The 18,717-nt window shown below is 65.2% G+C and carries 15 protein-coding genes; 9 read left to right on the top strand and 6 right to left on the bottom strand.

From position 1 onward, the window contains the following. Positions 1-207: 207 nt before the first annotated feature. Positions 208-1,596 (bottom strand): lytic murein transglycosylase, encoded by a 1,389-nt coding sequence (locus P6U25_RS33400; protein ID WP_407148985.1) that lies wholly within the window; start codon positions 1,594-1,596, stop codon positions 208-210. A gap of 221 nt (positions 1,597-1,817) precedes the next feature. Between P6U25_RS33400 and galU the strand changes: the two genes are divergently transcribed. The 3 genes from galU (at position 1,818) to P6U25_RS33385 (ending at position 4,425) form a co-directional block, all read left to right on the top strand. Then, positions 1,818-2,693 carry a UTP--glucose-1-phosphate uridylyltransferase GalU gene (galU, locus tag P6U25_RS33395; protein WP_407148984.1) on the top strand — a complete coding sequence of 292 codons (876 nt, stop codon included), beginning with the start codon at positions 1,818-1,820 and terminating at the stop codon, positions 2,691-2,693. Between the two features lie 1,099 nt (positions 2,694-3,792). Next, positions 3,793-3,990 (top strand): hypothetical protein, encoded by a 198-nt coding sequence (locus tag P6U25_RS33390; RefSeq protein ID WP_407148983.1) that lies wholly within the window; start codon positions 3,793-3,795, stop codon positions 3,988-3,990. Positions 3,991-4,152: 162 nt separating this feature from the next. Continuing rightward, positions 4,153-4,425, top strand: a complete 273-nt coding sequence (locus P6U25_RS33385) for a hypothetical protein (protein ID WP_407148982.1) — start codon at positions 4,153-4,155, stop codon at positions 4,423-4,425. 141 nt (positions 4,426-4,566) lie between these two features. Here the strand turns inward: P6U25_RS33385 and P6U25_RS33380 are convergent, their stop codons facing one another. The 3 genes from P6U25_RS33380 to metG all read right to left on the bottom strand — a co-directional run bounded on the left by P6U25_RS33380 (position 4,567) and on the right by metG (position 10,314). Further along, a complete protein-coding gene (locus P6U25_RS33380) occupies positions 4,567-7,443 on the bottom strand; it encodes an EAL domain-containing protein (protein WP_407148981.1) in 2,877 nt (958 codons plus the stop codon). A 120-nt stretch (positions 7,444-7,563) separates the two neighbouring features. Next, entirely contained in the window at positions 7,564-8,565 is a 1,002-nt protein-coding gene (locus tag P6U25_RS33375) for an NAD(P)H-quinone oxidoreductase (RefSeq protein WP_407148980.1), read from the bottom strand. Between the two features lie 69 nt (positions 8,566-8,634). Continuing rightward, complete coding sequence (gene metG, locus P6U25_RS33370) at positions 8,635-10,314, bottom strand: methionine--tRNA ligase (protein ID WP_407148979.1); 1,680 nt, start codon at positions 10,312-10,314, stop codon at positions 8,635-8,637. A 271-nt stretch (positions 10,315-10,585) separates the two neighbouring features. Between metG and P6U25_RS33365 the strand changes: the two genes are divergently transcribed. Both P6U25_RS33365 and P6U25_RS33360 read left to right on the top strand, forming a co-directional pair. Beyond that, complete coding sequence (locus tag P6U25_RS33365; RefSeq protein ID WP_407148978.1) at positions 10,586-10,777, top strand: DUF1192 domain-containing protein; 192 nt, start codon at positions 10,586-10,588, stop codon at positions 10,775-10,777. Positions 10,778-11,270: 493 nt separating this feature from the next. After that, on the top strand, positions 11,271-11,783 hold the full coding sequence (locus tag P6U25_RS33360) for a DUF1465 family protein (protein ID WP_407148977.1): 513 nt from the start codon (positions 11,271-11,273) through the stop codon (positions 11,781-11,783). Positions 11,784-11,801: 18 nt separating this feature from the next. Here P6U25_RS33360 and P6U25_RS33355 read toward each other — a convergent pair whose 3' ends face one another. Beyond that, the gene (locus P6U25_RS33355; RefSeq protein WP_407148976.1) at positions 11,802-13,310 is read right to left on the bottom strand and encodes a PLP-dependent aminotransferase family protein; all 1,509 of its coding nucleotides are present in this window, start codon (positions 13,308-13,310) and stop codon (positions 11,802-11,804) included. 87 nt (positions 13,311-13,397) lie between these two features. Between P6U25_RS33355 and P6U25_RS33350 the strand changes: the two genes are divergently transcribed. Continuing rightward, entirely contained in the window at positions 13,398-14,024 is a 627-nt protein-coding gene (locus P6U25_RS33350) for an FMN-binding negative transcriptional regulator (protein WP_407148975.1), read from the top strand. Between the two features lie 7 nt (positions 14,025-14,031). Further along, positions 14,032-14,658 (top strand): LysE family translocator, encoded by a 627-nt coding sequence (locus P6U25_RS33345; protein WP_407148974.1) that lies wholly within the window; start codon positions 14,032-14,034, stop codon positions 14,656-14,658. A gap of 73 nt (positions 14,659-14,731) precedes the next feature. On the opposite strand, the gene rpmE is transcribed toward P6U25_RS33345, so the two are convergent. Next, positions 14,732-14,959: a 50S ribosomal protein L31 gene (gene rpmE, locus P6U25_RS33340; RefSeq protein ID WP_280981677.1), complete on the bottom strand. Its 228-nt coding sequence runs from the start codon at positions 14,957-14,959 to the stop codon at positions 14,732-14,734. A gap of 194 nt (positions 14,960-15,153) precedes the next feature. Between rpmE and P6U25_RS33335 the strand changes: the two genes are divergently transcribed. Together P6U25_RS33335 and P6U25_RS33330 are read left to right on the top strand one after the other, a co-directional pair. Continuing rightward, positions 15,154-17,010 carry an ABC transporter ATP-binding protein/permease gene (locus P6U25_RS33335; protein WP_407148973.1) on the top strand — a complete coding sequence of 619 codons (1,857 nt, stop codon included), beginning with the start codon at positions 15,154-15,156 and terminating at the stop codon, positions 17,008-17,010. A 211-nt stretch (positions 17,011-17,221) separates the two neighbouring features. Next, positions 17,222-18,715, top strand: a complete 1,494-nt coding sequence (locus P6U25_RS33330; protein WP_407148972.1) for an amidohydrolase family protein — start codon at positions 17,222-17,224, stop codon at positions 18,713-18,715. The last annotated feature ends 2 nt before the right edge of the window (positions 18,716-18,717 follow it).

Here is an 18,717-nt window from a genome sequence, read left to right as displayed (position 1 = left end):
CAAGGTGCGGGCAAAATACCGAATCTCAGGGTTACCTTTGGGGACCCGGAGCGTCTCGGCGACGGGACCGCGCACCCTCTCCCGCTTGCGGGGGAGGGCTGGGGTGGGGGTGTTGCCGCGAGTCACATTGTGGAGAGAACCCCACCCATATCGCATCAACGATGCGATTTGACCTCCCCCGCAAGCGGGAGAGGTGAAGCCAGCGGGCTACCGCCCCCGCAACCGGTCCAGCACCTCGGAGGTGGCGAATCCGTCGGCGGGCGCCCCGATCGAGACCTGGAAGCCGCGCAGGGCATCGCGGGTCAGGCCGCCGATCTGGCCGTCGGGGGTGCCCTTGTAGAAGCCACGCTGGGCGAGCAGTTGTTGCAGTTCCAGCCGTTCTGCGCGGGACAGCACCCGTTCCTGGCGTGGCCAGGGTTGCACGAAAGGCTGCCCACCGCGCAGGCGGTCGGCGAAATGGCCGATAGCGAGCGCATAGGCTTCTGCCGGGTTGTACTTCATGATCACCCGGAAGTTCTGCAACATCAGGAAGGCTGGGCCCTCGGTGCCGGCCGGCGCCAGCAGATAGGCTTTTTCGGATGGCCGCGGGAACGGCTGGTTGTTGGCGCGCTTCAGGCCGAGATGCGCCCATTGCGACAGCGGCATCGCCTTGGCGCGGTCGGCCAGCATGTAGTTGAAGCCCTGGGGAACCACCACCTCGTAGCCCCAGCTCGCGCCGTTCTGCCAGCCGTCCTTCTTCAGGTTGTTGGCGGTCGAAGCGATCAGGTCGGCCGGATTGTCGACGACGTCGCGGCGGCCGTCGCCATCGGCGTCGACGGCGTAGCGCTTGAATGCGGTCGGCATGAACTGGGTCGGGCCAAAGGCGCCGGCCCAGGAGCCGCGCATCTGTTCGGGACGCAGATCGCCGCGGTTGAGAATCTCCAGCGCGGACAGGAATTCGTCCTTGAAGTAGGCCTGGCGGCGGCCGATGCAGGCGAGCGTCGCGGTCGATTGCACCACGCTGCGGTCGCCCATCTGGGTCGAGTAGTTCGACTCGATGCCCCAGATCGCCGCGATGATGTAGCGGTCGACGCCGTAGGCTCGCTCGGTGGTGTCGAATTGCGGCTTGTATTTCGCGAGGATCTCGCGGCCCTTGGCGAGCCGCGCGTCGCTCACGAGAATGTCGAGATAGTCCCAGATCGCCTTGGTGAATTCCGGCTGCGAATCCAGGAGGTCCATGATCCGCAGGTCGGGCTGGAGGCTCGCGGTGAAGCGCTCGTAGTTCTCCTGGCTGATGTTCCGCCGTGCGGCATCTGGCCACATCTGCGCGATGCAGTTCGGAAAATTCGCCGCCGCCTGACGGATCGCGCCCGCGGTCATCAGCGGATGGCCGGAGGCGCCATCCTCGCCGCTCCAGGGTGGCGCAGCACCGTCCGATCCGGTCGCGGCTTGCGGCGGCTGGTTCGCTTTCGAGAAGATGTTGTCGATCAGGTCGGTCAGCCCGTTGCTCGCCGATTGGGCAAGGGCGCTGCCGGGTATCAGCACAGGGATCAGCAGCGACAGCGCGATCGTGATCGCGCCGATCCGGTAGGTTCTCGATGTTCCCGTCGATCGCATATGATGCGCCTGCCTAAAAATCCGCCGTTTCAGAAGGCCCCGTCACGGTTTCCAACGGCTTAACAAAGGCGAGATTTTGATGACGCGTCATCTGGCCGATTGGAACGGCGGAAATAAGCCGCACCATACATCTGCCTTTCATCTGCCTTTGTTAGCGGCTGCAAACGAGCTACCAAGGGTCGATTGCCCCTCCCACTTGTTTGAAGGCTTCCGATAATCCCATGAAAATCCGCAAAGCCGTCTTTCCCGTCGCCGGTCTCGGTACCCGCGTGCTGCCCGCCACCAAGGCGATGCCGAAGGAGATGTTGACCATCGTCGACAAGCCCTTGATCCAGTACGTGGTCGACGAGGCCAGGGAAGCCGGCATCGAGCACTTCGTGTTCGTGACCGGTCGCAACAAGGGCGTGATCGAAGACCATTTCGACCGCATGTTCGAGCTCGACACCACGCTCGCGCAGCGTGGCAAGAAGGCCGAGCAGGAGATTCTGGCGCAGAACCAACCCGAGGCCGGCGCGATGAGCTTCACCCGGCAACAGGCGCCGCTGGGTTTAGGTCATGCCGTGTGGTGCGCGCGCGACATCGTCGGCAACGAGCCGTTCGCCGTGGTGCTGCCGGATGAGCTGGTGCTGAACACCCCGGGCTGCCTCAAGCAGATGATCGAAGCCGCAGCCACGCTCGGCGACAAGGCGAATGTGCTCGCGGTCGAGGCGGTGCCCGATCATCTCACCCATCAGTACGGCATCTGCGGTGTCGGCAAGCGCACCGGTAAGATCTTCGAGGTCGATGGCATGGTGGAGAAGCCGCCGAAGGGCACTGCACCCTCCAACCTCTCGATCACCGGCCGCTACATCCTGCAGCCGGAGATCTTCGATATCCTCGCCAAGCAGGAGCGCGGCGCCGGCGGCGAGATTCAGCTCACCGACGCCATGATCGGACTTGCGAAGACGCAGAAATTCTACGGCCTCGAGTTCGAGGGCGAGCGTCACGACTGTGGCTCGAAAGCCGGCTTCCTGCGCGCCAACATCGCCTTCGGCCTCAAGCGCGACGATCTGCGCGACGGCCTGCGCGTGGACATGAAGAAGTATCTGGAGAAGTGACGGCGGTCCGCGATGTCGCTGTCATTCCAGAGTCGTGCCGCTTTCGCTCGTGTGAGGTAAGCACTAGCGGAAGGGCTCCCTCCTCCCGCATCCGCCTTTGCCAGGCTTCGGCGGACATGAGGGGAGGGGGAACCCGCCTGCCGGTGCCTTCCTCACATGCCAATCACTGAGTTGCCCGACGGCGCAAGATCCTCACGAAAAAATATTTCGGTTTTCAAGAAGTGCAACTCAGTGTATGAATAACCCCGTCTCACCCGCCTGAGGGGCGCTTCGCGATCGTCACGAGTGCCGGGTCGGGATGCGGTGGACGCCGAGCGTGTGACTGACGAGCGCATGCAAGGCGGACGGCGAAATCGTGCAGGCCTGACGCCCTAGTGGCAGGTGTCCTGTTGCAAGACGCAATTGCGTCTTGCAACGGCGGTGACAACCAAGCCCAGTCTCGCCGGGGCGAGCACGTATAAGCCGTAACCCATCGCGCAGGGAAAGCCGGGCTTGCTCCGGTTACACCTGTGGTCCTACCCCCGAGCTTTCTACCAATGCTCGGGGCCCATGGGTGCGATCGGCACCCGGCTTTCCCTGCGCCCTCTGTCCAAGAGAGGGCGGAACGAAATGCAAAGCTCGGACTATTCATGTCGCGAGAACGTAAAGCCATATCTCCACGCCTGTCATCGCCCGCGCAGGCGGGCGATCCAGTATTCCAGAGGCAGCAGTGATTGATCCGATAGGCCGCAGCGTACTGGATCCCCCGCATGCGCGGGATGACCACGGAGCGGGTCGATGATGACGGTCTGAGGCATCGAGCGAGATCTATCCCCCCACCGTCGTCCCGGCCGAGTGCGCGATTGCGCACGGGGGCCGGGACCCATTACCCCAAATGTCAGTTGTCGCGCGATGCTGGAGCCACAATCCTCTTCCCCAATTCGACCCTGTGGCGACAGGTGGCCCGACACTCGCCAGGACGACTGGGTCTGGCACGACATCAGCTTTCGGCTTTCGCCCGAACGACCTCGGCGCAAGCGTGGTCCGCTGCTCGCTGCACAGCGGAGTGTCTTCGCGTCAGCGGTCAAGCTGCGCTTTTGTGTTGGTCTTCCGAGGATCGATGCTGCTCGGCCTTCCAGGCGTCGAGGTGACCCGGAAGCAGCTCGGGTTCGCGTTCGGCGTCCGTCCTTGGCCTGAAGGCCAGGCCAACGAGTCCAATCACCACGAGAAGGATTCCGGAAATGATCAACCAGTGCGGCAATTCCAACAATGGCATGGCGACACCCCGCTGCCGTTGATGAATGAGCGCCCACCATGATCAGCGTACACCAGGTGGCCGCCTACCGCCATAACCCACAATGGTTAATGCCGATGCCGATGGCCCTCCGGAAATCGTGTTATCGCCTAAAATGGCGACAACGCCCGCCGAATGAGTTAACCGGTGGTCGCTGGAACGTCGAATCCTGCCATCGAGGCCGCTGTGAACGACTACGACGCGCTGCGCGATTACCTGAAAAAGCAGCATCTCCCCGAATTCGTGCTGACCTTCGACGAGATCGAGGCGATCATCGATGCGTCGCTGCCACGCGCCGCGCGGCGCGCATCGTGGTGGGACAGCTTGCGCAGCCCGCAGGAGAAGATGCCGCAGCGCGAGGCCTGTCTCGACGGCGGCTACATCGCCACGCGTCAGGCCGACGGCAAGAGCGTCAAGTTCAAGCGCATACCGCGGGGCGCGAGAGGGGCAACTCCCTAGGTCGTCACCGCCCCGCGAAAGCGGGCGATCCAGTCTTCCAGAAATGTCAGGGCAATACGGACAAGCTGCAGCGTACTGGATACTCCGCTTTCGCGGAGTATGACGTCCGCGAAAGCGGCGGCGGAGTGCCTCCGCCCGAGCCTAGCTCGCCGCTTCCATCCGTTCCTCGGTCAGCAGGCGGGTCGCGGCGTCGGCATCCATTGGCTCGCCGAAGGCGAAGCCTTGCGCGTATTCGCAGCCGAGCTGGTAGAGCTCGACCGCATCCGAATCCGTCTCGGCGCCTTCGGCCACCACCTCCATGCCGAGATCGTGCGCCAGCGCGATGATCGACTTCAGGATCACCGGACGTGTGCCGCGGCTGGTGGTGCGGACGAAGGACTGATCGATCTTGATGGTGTCGAACGGGAAGCGCTGCAGATAGGACAGCGAGGAGTGGCCGGTGCCGAAATCGTCGAGCGACAGCCCGGTGCCGAGCTCGCGGATCCGCGCCAGCATCTGGGCCGCGTGCTCCGGATTCTCCATGACCAGCGATTCCGTCAATTCGATCTTCAGCGTGCCGCGCGCCACGGTGGAGCGCGACAGCACCGTGCGGATGTCATGGATCAGATCGTGGCGCAGCAATTGCCGCGAGGAGACGTTGACGGAGGCGAAGATCGGCTCGCGGGCGCGCATCGCGCGCTGCCACACCGCGAGCTGGCGGGCGGTCTGGTCCATCACGAACATGCCGAGATCGACGATCAGGCCGATCTCCTCGGCGACGTTGATGAACTCGGACGGAGACATCCGGCCGAGCTTGGGATGATCCCAGCGCGCCAGCGCTTCGAAGCCCGCGATCGAACGGTCTTCCAGCCGCACGATCGGCTGGTACAGGATGGTGATCTCCTGGCGCTCGATGGCACGGCGCAGATCACTCTCCAGCGTCAGGCGGTCGGTCTTCCGCGCGCGCATCGCCGGCTTGTAGACGTCGATGCGGTCGCCGCCGATTCGCTTGGAGTGATACATCGCGAGCTCGGCGTCCTTGATGATCTCGTCGGTGAGCGGCGCCTGCGGATCGGACAAGGCAAGGCCGATCGAGGCGGTCAGGAAAATCTCACGGTCGTTGAACGCGATCGGCGCGCGGATGGTCTTGCGGATGGTCTCGGCGAAATTGGTGATCCGCGCCGCGTCCTGCTCGGACAACAGGATCAGGCCGAACTGGTCGCCGGCGAGCCGTGCCAGCGTGTCCTGCGGCTTGAGGATGCGGGTGAGGCGCCGCGCCAGCGTGAGCAGGATGGAATCGCCGACCGCGATGCCAACGGAATCGTTGACCTGCTTGAAGCGGTCGAGGTCGATCACCATCAGCGTCGGCCGCAGGTTCGGCATCGTCTTGGCGAGGTTCGCCACCGCGCTGAGCCGATCCATGAACAGCTTGCGGTTCGGCAGGCCGGTCAGATTGTCGTGCACGGAGTCATGCAGCATCCGCTCTTCCGAGTTCTTGAACTCGGTGACGTCGGTGAGCGTGCCAACCACGCGCGAGACCTCGCCGTCGGAGCCGACCACGGGTCGCGCCTTCAGCGCGAACCACATGAAGTGGCCGTCCGGCGTGCGCAGCCGGAAATCCTGCACCAGGCGGCCGCGGCGCTGGTCGAGCACGCTGTCGAGCGCGGCGCGGAAGCGGTCCTGGTCGAGCGGGTGCAGCACCTCGAGCCATTTGGCGGCCGGGCCTTCCAGCGTGCCGCGCTTCAGCCCGAGCAAGGCTTCGGTCTCGGGGCTGGTGAACACCTTGTCGGCGGAGACGTCCCAGTCCCAGATCAGGTCGCCGGAGCCGGTCAGCGCCAGCGCGCGGCGCTCGACATCGGAGACCACGCCGGTGGTGGCGCCGCCGCCGGCGAAGGCGTGCTGCATGACCGTGAATCCGATCAGCATGACGATCAGCACGAGGCCGCCGAGCAAGGCCGGACCGACGATGTCGTTGGTAACCGAGCCCGCCACCGTCATGCCGGCCGCGATCACCCAGACCACCAGCAGGAACCAGGTCGGGATCAGCAGCACCGCGCGGTCGAAGCCGTGGGTCGAGAGATAGACGATCAGGGCGAAGCCGGCGAACGCGATCATCACGAGCGACATGCGCGCGATGCCGGAGGCGACCGCCGGATCAAACAGCGCCAGCGCCACCAGCGAGCCGAGGAAGGCGAGCCAGCCGATCGTGATGTGCGAATAGCGCACATGCCATCGACTGAGGTTGAGATACGCGAACAGGAACACGAGCAGGGTCGCCGCCAGCATCGCCTCGCCGCCGGCGCGCCAGACGCGCTCGGCGTTGTTCGACATGTCGAGCACTTTGCCCCAGAAGCCGAAGTCGACGCCGATATAGACCAGCACCGCCCAGGCCAGCGCCGCGGCGGCCGGGAACATGATGCTGCCCTTGACCACAAACAATATCGTGAGCACGAGCGCCAGCAGGCCGGAGATGCCGATCACGATGCCCTGGTAGAGCGTGAACGAATTGACCTTGTCCTTGTAGGCCTCGGGCTCCCACAGATAGAGCTGCGGCAGCTTGTCGGTGCGCAGTTCCGCGACATAGGTGACGACCGCGCCCGGATCGAGCGTGATGCGGAACACGTCGGCGGTCGGACTCTCCTGCCGCTCGGGACGATCACCGACCGACGGCGTGATCGTAGCGATGCGCGACAGTCCGAGATCGGGCCACAGCAGTCCGGACGATACGATGCGATAGTGCGGCGCGACGATCAGGCGGTCGAGCTGGTCGTCAGTGTTGTTGGCGAGCGCGAACACCACCCAGTTCGTCCCACCTTCGCGGGCGCGCACCTCGATGCGGCGTACGATGCCGTCGGTTCCAGGTGCCGTGGATACCTGAATGCGATCGGTCTCGCTGCGCTGATGGTCAAGAACGCCGGTAAGATCGATGGCGGGCGCGTCGCTGCGAACGCTGACGGCGTCGAGTGCATACGCGTCGGGCGCAGCAGCAAACATCATGAGACCCAGCGCCAAGAGCGCAAGGCACCTGATCAGACGCAATGTCAGTACTCCGCGATCGACAAACGGCCCCAGCCTGACGATCGGCTCAGGGGTGGCGCGATAGATGCCATGAAAGCGAAGGGAATCAAAGGGTTTCCGCCTTCGGTCCCGGTGCGATCGTTAGACGGCCAACACAATTTTGCCAATATGTTCGCTGGTCTCCATCCGCCGGTGCGCGTCGGCGGCCTTTTCCAGCGGGAAAGTGCTGTCCATCAGCGGCTTGATGCGGCCATCGCGCAAGAGCGGCATTACTTTCGCCTCGATAGCCGCGACCATCGCCGCCTTGTCCGCATTACTACGGGGACGCAACGTCGAGCCGGTATGGTGCAGCCGCTTGACCATCAGCTTGGCAAAATTGGCGGTGGCCTTGGGGGTTCCCGACAGGAACGCGATCTGGACGATGCGGCCTTCGACGGCGGCGGCATCAAAGTTTCGCTCAATGTAATCGCCGCCCACCATGTCGAGAATGACATTGGCGCCGGTGCCGCCGGTGATCTTCTTCACCACGTCGACGAAATCCTCGGTCTTGTAGTTCACGGCATGATCGGCGCCGAGCTTGCGACAGGCATCCGCCTTGTCCTGCGAGCCGACGGTTACGATCACCTTGGCGCCGAACGCTTTCGCAAGCTGGATCGCCATCGTGCCGATGCCCGACGAGCCGCCGTGAATCAGAAGCGTCTCGCCGGCCGTGAGCGCGCCGCGCTCGAATACATTGTGCCACACCGTCATCAGCGTTTCCGGAAGCGCGCCGGCTTCCTGCATCGACAGCGCAGGCGGTACCGTCATCGCCTGTCCGTCCTGCGCGATGCAATATTGCGCGTAGCCGCCGCCGGCGACGAGCGACATCACCTTGTCGCCGATCTTGTGCCTGATAGCGCCGTCGCCGAGCGCTACCACTTCGCCGGCGATCTCGAGGCCAGGCAGATCGCTCGCGCCGGGCGGCGGCGGATAAGAGCCGGAGCGCTGCGCAACGTCGGGACGATTGACGCCGGCAGCCTCGACCTTGACCAGGACTTCACCCGGGCCCGGAACCGGCACCGCGCGGGTCTCCGGCAGCAGCACCTCCGGGCCACCCGGCTTGCTGATGGCGACGACGGTCATTTGCGCGGGCAGCTTGGGCATGGTTCGTCCTTGGTCAGTGAAGGGGCTTGGCGGATGGCATATCGCCTTTTCAGGCGGAGTGGAACGCCGTTAAGCCCCGAACCGTGTCACAAGATGGGCGGCCTTCTCGGGCGCAATTTTTTCAACCAACGGGCCGAGCCTTGCGACCGGCGCGCCCACATCCTCGTCGAGCAGCGGCGCGAGTGGGCCATTGGGCCAGCGTGGAACGGCATCGTCGCGGCCGAACGCGCGCAGCACGCGTTCGGCGAGGTGAGGGATGATGCTCCACGCCAGGGCGGCGCAGATCGCGACCAGGTTCAGTCCGGTCCGCGTCACGACGGCCGCGCGAACGGAATCGGACTTGACGGCGGCCCATGGTGCTGTGTGCTGCAGGTAAGCATTCGCTGCGTCCCAGATCGCGCGGGTCGCGGCGGCAGCGGCACGAAATTCCAGCGCCGTGTGATGACGGCGGAGTATCGCGATGCGCTGCTGCAATTCCTCAGCGAGCCGCCGTTCGGCATCACCAGGCGTACCGCCGTCGGGAATGCGGCCGTCGAAGGCGCGATGGGCGAAGCTGATGATGCGGTTGGCGAGATTGCCGAAGATGTCGGCGAGATCCTTGTTCACATCGGCTGTGAATTTCGCGACGCTGAAATCGGTGTCGGCGCTTTCGGGCGCGTTTGCGATCAACCACCAGCGCCAGAGATCGGCCGGCAATTCCTCGAGCGCCTGGTCGGTGAAGATGCCGCGATTGCGGCTGGTCGAGAACTTGCCGCCCTCATAGCTGAGCCAGTGAAATCCCTTGATCACATCGGCCGTCTTCCACGGCTCGCCGGAGCCGAGCAGCGTCGCCGGGAAGCTTACGGTATGGAACGGGATGTTGTCCTTGCCGAGGAACTGGATGTAGCTGACGTCGTCGGCCTGCCACCACCATTGCCGCCAGTCGCGCCTAGGCGCTGCGGCTGCCCATTCCTGTGTGGCAGCGATGTAGCCGATCGGGGCATCGAACCAGACATAGAACACCTTGCCGTCGAAACCCTCGCGCGGCACCGGAATGCCCCAGGTGAGATCGCGGGTGATGCAACGATCCCTGAGCTCGCAGGTCAGCCAGCTCTTCGCGGTCGAGACCACGAAGGGCGGCCAACCGGAGCGGCTGTCGATCCATGCGCCGAGCTGTGCGATGAGCTCGGACTGGCGCAGGAACAGATGGTGGCTCGCGCGGATTTCGAGTGCGCGGTCACCCGACAGTGCGGAGCGCGGCGCGATCAGCTCCGGCGGATCGAGCAGCGTGCCGCACTGGTCGCATTGATCGCCGCGCGCCGAGGCGTCGCCGCAATGTGGGCAGGTGCCGAGCACGTAGCGGTCGGGCAGGAAGCGCTGGTCGACCGGCGACCAGATCTGCCGCAACTCGCGCGTCTCGATCAGGCTGGCCTCGTCGAGCCGGCGATAGAAGTGTTGCGTCAAGGCATGATTGTGCGGCGAGCTGGTTCGCCCGAAATGATCGAAGGAGAGGCCGAAGCGGCGGTAGATGTCGGCCTGAATCGCATGTTGTTGGTCGCAGAAGGTCTGAACCTCCTGGCCGGCCCTGACGGCGCCGAGCTCGGCGGGTGTGCCGTGCTCGTCGGTCGCGCAGATGAAGAGGACGTCGTCGCCGATCTGGCGTCTGAAGCGGGCGTGGACATCGGCGGGCAGCAGCGAGCCGATCAGATTGCCGAGATGCTTGACGCCGTTCACATAGGGCAGCGCGCTGGTGATGAGAATCTTGCTCATGGGATAAGGTCTTTCGCGTTTGACGATGCCGACCCCCGAGAACTCAAATCGGAAAATAAAAACGCCCTCCCGCGTGATCGGAAGGGCTTGGGGTCGGCTGATGCCTCGCGCGTGGACGCGCGCTATCCCGTCCGGTCAGACTCCTTGCGGTCGGGCCGGGGCATTCGCGTCTGCTGTTGCACGCCTGCGAAAGTCACTGCAAAATTCTCCTCGCATCATCATTTATCATTTCTGGACGTAAGGTGCCAGATCATCATCGCCGGGAGGACACATGCCGATTGAGGACGACGACCGGCCACGGAAGAAAATCACGCATGAGATCGGACAGGATCTCTCGCTGCTGTCGGTTGAGGAATTGACCGAACGGATCGCGCTGCTCACTGCGGAAGTCGATCGATTGAAAGAGGCGATGACGAAGAAGCGCGCCTCGAAGGATGCCGCCAACGCCTTCTTCAAGTCGTAGCGCTGCCGACATCACATCGCGTCGTCCCGGACAAGCGAGCAAGGCGAGCGCGATCCGGGACCCATAACCACCGCTGCTCCTTGCCGCGTACGGCTGGTCCACGGCCGCGCGCCACTCGGGCATTGGTGGTTATGGGTCCCGGCCTTCGCCGGGACGACTCGTGAGGGCGCCTGTCTCAAACTAGGTCAGTGGCCGACATGGCAAACAAAGCGTCAAGAAAACCGTTCATTTACGATCAATTAAGCTTTCTCGATTATGACTGCATTGTCCTCGTTTGGACACCGAGTGGCTCCTGTCCACTCTGTTTGACGCCTCCCTGTTATCAACTTCAAAAGCCGCCGGAAACGGCGGCTCTTTTTTGTGCGTCCCACCGGCTGGAAACCATAAATCCGGTTGCGGCTGGACTCTTCGCCACGCCCGCGCAATGATTTGTTCATCATAAGCCGGCGCGACAGACGCAGGCGGGCGTTACGGTGGTGTGAGGGCGTTAACCATGGCGGATCGTTCACAGAGCGAAGCCGGGCTTGTGCTGTTCAGTGAACGGCTGACCAATTCCGCAGCATTTGGCGTGCTGTTCCGGGAAGGCATGGACTTGGTCGAGCAGACCGCCGCCTATCTCGACGGCGACGGCCGCGCCGAGGCCAAGGCGCTCGAACGGTCGGTCAGCCTGACCTATGCCACCGAAAGCATGCGCCTCACCACCCGCCTGATGCAGCTCGCCTCGTGGCTGCTGCTGCATCGCGCGGTCAAGGAAGGCGAGATGACGCTGACCCAGGCCAATCGCGAGAAGACCAAGGTCAAGCTGTCGGCCGCCGATCCCGGCCCGGCCGATATGATCGCGAAGCTGCCCGAGCAATTGCAGGGCCTGATCGCACGCTCGATGGACCTGCAAGCCCGCGTCCGCCGGCTCGACACCACAATCCACGCCCCGGCCTTCGATCCTTCGGCGATCGGCAACCCGCTGGTGCCGCAGCTCAATCGTCTCAAGGCGGCGTTCGAGCAGTAAGGTCGACGCCAAGCGTCGTCACGACGCGCGGCGTGGTTGGCTGCGCCGCTGCGATCCGTGCCGATCCATCACGCGTCGCAGACGTAACGCAGCGGCCTCCAGTTCCTCCGGCGCGAATCCGCCGAAGCCGAGCATGAGGCCGGGCTGCGGTGCGGCCCGGTACATCGACGAAATCGGCCGCACCACGATCCCGTCGACCAATGCGGCCTTCGCGAGCTGCACGTCGTCAATGCCCTGCGGCAGCCACAACAGCAGATGCATGCCCTGGTCGCTCGGCTGCAGCGTAACGTCATCGGGCATGTGATGGCCGAGCGCAGCGATCAGCGTGGCGCGCCGCGCGGCGTAGACTCCGCGAATGCGCCTGATATGCGCCTCGAACAGGCCCTCCCTCATATACGCTGCCAGCACATACTGGTCGCTGGTCGGTGAATGCCGGTCGAGCAGCGCCCGCGCGCCGGCGAAGGCATCGACCAGCGGCGCTGGCGCGACGACGTAGCCGAGCCGCAGCGAGGGGAACAGCACCTTGCTCAGCGTGCCCAGGTAGATCACGTGCGATGGGTCGAGACCTTGCAGTGACGGGAAGGGATGGCCGGCATAGCGCAACTCGCTGTCATAATCGTCCTCGACGATCCAGGCTTCCTGGTGTTTAGCCCATGCCAGCAGCGCGTTGCGACGCGCCATGCTCATCGGCATGCCCAGCGGATATTGATGCGACGGCGTCACAAAGGCGGCGCGCGCATCGGGGCGTGCGGCGAGGGCCGCATCGACATCGATTCCTTGGGCATCGACCGGCACGCGCGTCGTGACGAGATCGAGATCGTCGAGCACGGCCGTCATGCCGGGATAGGCGGGGTCTTCGGCCCAGACATGATCGCCGCGCGACAGTAGCACGCGGCCGGCGAGGTAGAGGCCCTGTTGGGTGCCGGCGGTGATCACGACCTGCTCCGGCTCGCAATGCACTGCACGCGATGTCCGGACATAGTCGGCAATCGCGCGCCGCAACTCCATCGCGCCCCGCGGATCGCCGTAACTCGCGGGTGCGGCTGCGCGCGACGCCCGCACCCGGTTGCCGAGGCGTCGCCAACTGGCATCGGGCGCCACACTGCCTCCGGGGACGGCGATCGCAAACGGTGTTTCCGGCATCGGCGTGAAGGCCACGGCAACCTCGGCTAGTCGCCGCGCGCGCGGCGGCAACTGGATCGGCTGAGTTTTGGGATCGCGCTCGATCCGCGCGCGGACCGGGCGAGGCGGGTCCGCCAGCGTGGATGCGACGCGGGTGCCCGCGCCGACGCGCGATTCCAGGTAGCCCTCGGCCTGCAACTGCTCGAACGCCTCGACCACCGTGCCGCGCGCGACCCGCAGCGAGGCCGCAAGCGCGCGCGTCGAGGGCAGCAATTCACCCGGCTTCAATTCGCCCTTGGTGATCGCCGCGCGCAGCGCCTGCGCGATCTGGCGTCCGACCTGCCCCCCGGCGCGGTCGACCGCGCCGAGCGAGGGAATGCTGATGATGGCGCGCGGGCGTGGCATAGTGGTTCGGTCAGTATGGTCGAAAATGGTCCTTATCATAGACCACTATGGGGCTATTGTGCGAGCTGATAGCCGATGAGGTTTTCCATGTACGTGCCGCCACATTTCAAGATCGACGAGCTTGGCGCGATCCATGCCACGATGCGGGCATCGCGGCTCGCGACACTAGTCACCGCAACTGCGGACGGGCTGATGGGCACGCCACTGCCGCTCATTCTCGACGAAGGCGAGGGCGATTACGGTACCCTGTACGGTCACGTCGCACGGCCTAACCCGCAGTGGAAGGCGCCGGCGGTCGGCGAGGCGATGGTGATCTTCACCGGCCCTGACGCCTATGTGACGCCGTCCTGGTACGCGACCAAGGCCGAGCACGGCAAGGTGGTGCCGACCTGGAACTACGTCGCCGTGCACGCCTATGGGCCGACCGAGTTCTTCGAGGACGCGGATCGTCTGCTCGATGTCGTGACGCGCCTCACAAACTTGCACGAGAGATCGCGCGCGGAAGTCTGGCGGGTCAGTGACGCGCCGGCCGATTTCATCAAGGCGCAACTGCGCGGCATCGTCGGCATCCGCATGCCGATCACGCGGATCGACGCCAAGAAGAAGATGAGCCAGAACCGCAAGCTCGAGGATCGCGCGGGCGTCGTCGCCGGGCTCAGCGCCAGCGACAATCCGGTTGACCGCGAGGTCGCGGCGATGATCCCGATGGATTGAGGCACGAATGCCTGCCATGGAATTGTACCTCGCGTTCGCGATCACGACCGCAACCTTTGCGCTGATCCCGGGACCCGCCATGCTCTACGCCGCGGCGCGCACGCTCGCGGGCGGAAGGCGCGCAGGTCTGATGGCATCGCTCGGCCTGCATCTGGGCGGTTATGTGCATGTGGTCGCCGCGGCTGCCGGCCTCGCTTTCCTGTTTCACGCGGTGCCGCCGCTGTTCGTGGCGATGAAGCTCGCTGGCGCGGCCTATCTGGTCTGGCTGGGGCTGTCGTTGTTTCGTGACGGCGATGGCGCGAAGCGCCCCGATCTCGCGCCGCTCAGCGTGACGCGCGCGTTTGCGCAAAGCATCGTCGTCGAGGTACTGAATCCGAAGACGGCGATCTTCTTCCTGGCGTTCCTGCCGCAATTCGTCGACGCCTCGGCGAGCCTGCCGGTCTGGGCCCAACTGCTTGCGCTCGGCACGATTGTCAACCTGACATTCTCGCTGGTTGACATCGTCTGCGTGATCTTCGCCAGCGCCGTGATGTCGAAGCTGCGGCGCTCGCACCGTTCGCAGCGGATCATGCAGCGGATCGGCGGCAGCATTCTGGTCGCGCTCGGGGCGCGGCTCGCCTTCCAGGATCGCTAGCCCCCCAAAATAAAAACGCCCCCGCGAAGGGGGCGTTTGCATCTGACCGCGATGGCGGTCGGTCCGGACGACTTTAGTCCTTCTTGAGGAAGCCCGAGAACTTCTTCTGGAACCGGGACACGCGGCCGCCGCGGTCCATGATCTGCTGGGTGCCGCCGGTCCAGGCCGGATGCGACTTGGGGTCGATGTCGAGGTTCAGCGTGTCGCCTTCCTTGCCCCAGGTCGAGCGGGTCAGGTACTCGGTGCCGTCGGTCATGACGACCTTAATCGTATGATAATTCGGATGAATATCGGCTTTCATGGCAGTTCCTTCGGCGCGCCGGCGCCCGTCTCAAGATGTCACGGATACGGGATTTGGCCGGCTCTATAACGCAAGGGACCCCCTAAAACAAGCCAAGAAACGGGCTAAGCCCATCACCGGATTGGGACTTTACCGGATTTGCCAGCCGGGGGTCGGCGGGCCTATCTGGGGGCAAAGAAACCGGTCCTGAATTCATGAGCGTAGCCGAACAGCTTGAGACCCCTCGTGGCGCCCCGCAGCCCCCGCGCGATGCGCTGCTCGAGGAGGAAGCCTTCATCGAGAGCCAGTTGACGGAGCCGGCGAAGAGTCGCGCGCGCCTGAAGCCCTTGCTTGCGCTCGCGCCCTACGTGGCGCGCTACAAGGGGCGCGCGATCCTTGCCTTCATCGCGCTGACGGTCGCGGCCCTCACCACCCTGATCGTGCCGGTCGCAGTCAGGCGGATGATCGATCTGGGCTTCACGCGCGAAGGCGTCGCGATGATCAACAGCTATTTCAGCGTGATGATCGCAGTCGTCGCGGTGCTGGCCGGCGCCAGCGCCTCGCGCTACTACCTCGTGATGACGATCGGCGAACGCATCGTCGCCGATCTCAGGCGCGACGTGTTCGCGCATCTGATTTCGCTGTCGCCGTCGTTCTTCGATTCCGCGCGCTCCGGTGAACTGGTGTCGCGGCTCACCGCCGACACCACGCAGATCAAGTCCGCCGTCGGCGCCTCGGTCTCGATCGCGCTGCGCAACCTGATGCTGTTCATCGGTGCCGCCGCGATGATGGTGATCACGAGCCCGCGGCTTTCCGGCTTCGTGCTGCTGGCGATCCCGATCATCGTGCTTCCTCTGGTCGCGTTCGGGCGCTGGGTCCGGCGGTTGTCGCGCAATGCCCAGGACACGCTGGCCGATGCCAGCGCTTATGCCTCCGAGCTTGTCACCGCGATCCGCACCGTGCAGGCCTATACCAGCGAGCGGTTTGCCAAGACGCGGTTCAGCCGCGAGGTCGAGCAGGCCTATGAGGCGGCGCGCAGCTCGACCAAGGCGCGCGCGGTGCTGACGCTGATCATCATCTTCATCGTGTTCACCAGCGTCGTCGTGATCCTCTGGGTCGGCTCGCACGACGTGCTGGTCGGCACGATTAGCCCGGGCCGGCTTGGTCAATTCATCCTCTACGCGGCGTTCGCCGCAACCGGCCTCGGCCAGCTCAGCGAGGTCTGGGGCGAGGTCTCGGCCGCGTCAGGCGCCGCCGAGCGGCTGTTCGAGATCCTGCGCGTCAAGCCGGCGATCGCCGCCCCCACCACGCCGCGGGCGCTGCCGCAACCGCCGCGCGGTGATGTCGGTTTCGATCGGGTCAGCTTCGCCTATCCGACCCGGCCCAAGGCGCTCGCGGTCGACGGCGTATCGCTGTCGGTGCGCTCAGGCGAAAAGGTTGCAATCGTCGGTCCCTCCGGCGCCGGCAAGAGCACATTGTTCCATCTGCTGCTCCGCTTCTACGATCCGAAGTCGGGCACGATCTCGCTCGACGGCGTGCCGATCCGCGAGGCCGATCCGACCGACGTGCGGGCGCGCATCGCACTGGTGCCGCAGGAATCGGTCGTGTTCGCCGCCAGTGCGCGCGACAACATCCGCTTCGGCAGGCCCGATGCCACGGACGCCGAGGTCGAACGCGCTGCCGATCTCGCGCATGCCAGCGAATTCCTGCGTCGTCTGCCTGGCGGCTTCGAGGCCCAGCTCGGCGAGCGCGGCGTGACGCTCTCGGGCGGCCAGCGCCAGCGCATCGCGATCGCGCGTGCGATCCTGCGCGACGCGCCGCTGCTCCTGCTCGACGAGGCGACTTCGGCGCTCGACGCCGAAAGCGAGACGCTGGTGCAGACCGCGCTGGAGGAACTGATGCGCCACCGCACCACGCTCGTTATCGCGCACCGTCTCGCAACCGTCCTGTCCTGCGACCGCATCCTGGTGATGGACCAGGGCAAGATCGTCGAGCAGGGCACCCACGCCGAGCTGGTTGCCGCCAACGGCCTCTATGCGCGGCTGGCGCGGCTGCAATTCGAGGGCATCTAACACGCGCTGTCGTTGCAGGACGCGCGGCCTGGCGCTGCCCGCGCTCGCGTGAAGGGCGATTGCCTTACACCATGCCACGACGATCCCGACGCGGATGTCGCGATAGATGCGATGCATTTTTGTGTCTTGGCCCGGCACGGCACCGGTCGTAAGCCTTTAGCAAAGCGGCCGGCTTGGGGACCGCGGTTTCGGACAATGCGGGAGTGGCACTATGGGCGGTTTGGTGATCAGCGGCGGCCGGGTGGTGGATCCGGCCAGCGGGATGGATGCTGTCGGCGACGTGGCGGTGCTGGACGGCCGAATCGCCGCTGTTGGCACCGGGCTGGGTGGCGCTGAGCGGCAGATCGACGCGACCGGGCTTGTGGTCGCCCCCGGCTTCATCGATCTGCACGCGCACGGCCAGACCATTCCGGCCGACCGCATGCAGGCCTTCGACGGGGTGACGACGACGCTCGATCTCGAGGCCGGCGTGCTGCCGGTCGCGGCCTGGTATCGCCGGCAGGCCGAGAAGGGGCGAGTACTGAACTATGGCGCCGCCGCCAACTGGGCGTTCGCGCGCATCGGCGCGATGACCGGCTCCAACGAGGAGAGCTCGCTGGAATCGTTCGGCGGCGCGATGCGCGACCGCCGCTGGATCGAGAACGTGGCGAGCGAGAGCGAGGTGGCCGGCATCCTCGCCCGCCTCGGCAACGGCCTGAACGAGGGTGGCATCGGGATCGGCATTCTGAACGCCTATGCCCCGGGCGCCGGCGTGCAGGAATTGACCGCGGTGTGCCAACTGGCGGCAGCGCATGCCGTGCCGACCTTCACCCATGTCGCCTACATGTCGCGCATCGATCCGGAAAGCGCGGCCGAGGCCTATATCCGGTTGATCGGCTATGCCGGCGCCACCGGCGCGCATATGCACATCTGCCATTTCAACTCATCCAGCAAGACCGATGTCGAGCGCTGCGCGGCGCTGATCGCGAAGGCGCAGGCCCAAGGCCTTCCGATCACGGTGGAAGCCTATCCCTACGGCACCGGCTCGACCGTGCTCGCGGCAACCTTCTTCAGCGATCCGCAGTTCGAGGAGCGCAACGGCCTCGGCTACGATTCGGTGCAGCGCGTGACCGACGGCCACCGCTTCGGCAGCCGCGAGGAGCTGCTGGCGGCGCAGGCCGAGGAGCCGTCCACGCTGGTGCTGTGGCACGTGCTCGATATCGAGAACAATCCGCATCACCGCGACCTCCTGGATATCTCCGTGCTCTATCCCGGCGGCGCGATCGCGTCCGATGCGATGCCCTGGACGTTGTCGAATGGCAAGGTCTACACCGGCGATGCCTGGCCGTTGCCGGATGATGCAACCTCGCATCCGCGATCGGCGGGCTGCTTCACGCGTTTCATCCGCGAGTGGGTGCGCGAGCGGCGGGCGATCTCGCTGCTCGAAGGCGTCCGCAAATGCGCGCTGATTCCGGCGGAGATCCTGGCCGCAAGCACGCCGGCAATGCGCGCCAAGGGCAGGCTGCAGGTGGGCGCGGATGCCGATATCGCGGTGTTCGACTACGAGACCTTGAGCGATCGCGCGACCTTCACCGCGATGAATCGTCCGGCCGAGGGCGTGCGCCACCTCGTGGTCAGCGGCCAGCCGTTGATCACCGATGGCGTGCTCGATGTGACGGCGCGGCCCGGCCGGCCGGTGCGCCGGCCCGTCACTGCCGAGAGCTGATC

Source organism: Bradyrhizobium sp. ORS 86, from assembly GCF_045571475.1.
Lineage (GTDB): Bacteria > Pseudomonadota > Alphaproteobacteria > Rhizobiales > Xanthobacteraceae > Bradyrhizobium.
This window is presented reverse-complemented; position numbering and strand designations above follow the sequence as displayed.